General features: G+C 57.8%; 1 rRNA gene (only partly in view). It reads left to right on the plus strand.

Annotation, left to right across the window (positions count from 1 at the left end):
- Positions 1-1836: ribosomal RNA gene (locus tag ACGFIV_RS36125) — 23S ribosomal RNA — on the plus strand (it extends 1385 nt beyond the left edge of the window).
- The last annotated feature ends 5 nt before the right edge of the window (positions 1837-1841 follow it).

Raw genomic sequence — 1841 nt, forward strand, 5'->3', positions numbered from 1 at the left:
ATCTAGGTGTGTGGATGGGTAGGGGAGCGTCGTGCGGCCGGGGAAGCAGCCGAGTGATCGAGTTGTGGAGGCCGTGCGAGTGAGAATGCAGGCATGAGTAGCGAATCAGAAGTGAGAAACTTCTGCGCCGGATGACCAAGGGTTCCTGGGCTAGGCTAATCCGCCCAGGGTAAGTCGGGACCTAAGGCGAGGCCGACAGGCGTAGTCGATGGACAACGGGTTGATATTCCCGTACCCGCTAGCACGCGCCCATATCGAATCCAGTGATACTAAGGGTCCTTAAGCCCCTGTTGTCCTTCGGGACTTGGTGAGGCTGAACGCCTGGCCTGATCTGGTAGTAGGTAAGCGATGGGGTGACGCAGGAGGGTAGCCCATCCCAGGCGATGGTTGTTCCTGGGGTAAGCATGTAGCCCGTGGCATAGGTAAATCCGTGCCGCATGTAGGGTGAGATGTGATGCCGAGCCGATTGTGGTGAAGTGGGTGATCCCATGCTGCCGAGAAAAGCCTCTAGTGAGTGTGCCGGCGGCCCGTACCCTAAACCGACTCAGGTGGTCAGGTAGAGAATACCAAGGCGATCGGGTGAACTGTGGTTAAGGAACTCGGCAAATTGCCCCCGTAACTTCGGGAGAAGGGGGACCCTTGCTGGTGATGAGTCTTGCACTCGGAGCTGGTGGGGGTCGCAGTGGCCAGGGGGAAGCGACTGTTTACTAAAAACACAGGTCCGTGCGAAGTCGTAAGACGATGTATACGGACTGACGCCTGCCCGGTGCCGGAACGTTAAGGGGACCGGTTAGTGCGCCTTCGGGTGTGCGAAGCTGAGAACTTAAGCGCCGGTAAACGGCGGTGGTAACTATAACCATCCTAAGGTAGCGAAATTCCTTGTCGGGTAAGTTCCGACCTGCACGAATGGCGTAACGACTTCCCCGCTGTCTCAACCACAGACCCGGCGAAATTGCACTACGAGTAAAGATGCTCGTTACGCGCAGCAGGACGGAAAGACCCCGGGACCTTCACTACAGCTTGACATTGGTGTTTGGGACGGCTTGTGTAGGATAGGTGGGAGACGGTGAAGCTTGGACGCTAGTTCGGGTGGAGTCATTGGTGAAATACCACTCTGGTCGTTTTGGATGTCTAACCCGCGCCCGTGTATCCGGGTGGGGGACAGTGTCTGGTGGGTAGTTTAACTGGGGCGGTTGCCTCCTAAAGGGTAACGGAGGCGCCCAAAGGTTCCCTCAGCCTGGTTGGCAATCAGGTGTTGAGTGTAAGTGCACAAGGGGGCTTGACTGTGAGACCGACAGGTCGAGCAGGAGCGAAAGCTGGGACTAGTGATCCGGCGGTGGCATGTGGAAGCGCCGTCGCTCAACGGCTAAAAGGTACCCCGGGGATAACAGGCTGATCTTCCCCAAGAGTCCATATCGACGGGATGGTTTGGCACCTCGATGTCGGCTCGTCGCATCCTGGGGCTGGAGTAGGTCCCAAGGGTTGGGCTGTTCGCCCATTAAAGCGGTACGCGAGCTGGGTTTAGAACGTCGCGAGACAGTTCGGTCCCTATCCGCTGCGCGCGCAGGAGACTTGAAAGGGGCTGTCCCTAGTACGAGAGGACCGGGACGGACGAACCTCTGGTGTGCCAGTTGTTCTGCCAAGAGCACGGCTGGTTGGCTACGTTCGGGAGGGATAACCGCTGAAAGCATCTAAGCGGGAAGCCTGCCTTGAGATGAGGTCTCCCACCTGGAAACAGGGTAAGGCTCCCAGGAGACGACTGGGTTGATAGGCCGGAGGTGGAAGCATCGTGAGGTGTGGAGCTGACCGGTACTAATAGGCCGAGGACTTGACCACAAAGC

This window comes from Sphaerisporangium sp. NPDC049003 (assembly GCF_043197795.1).
Taxonomy (GTDB): domain Bacteria; phylum Actinomycetota; class Actinomycetes; order Streptosporangiales; family Streptosporangiaceae; genus Sphaerisporangium.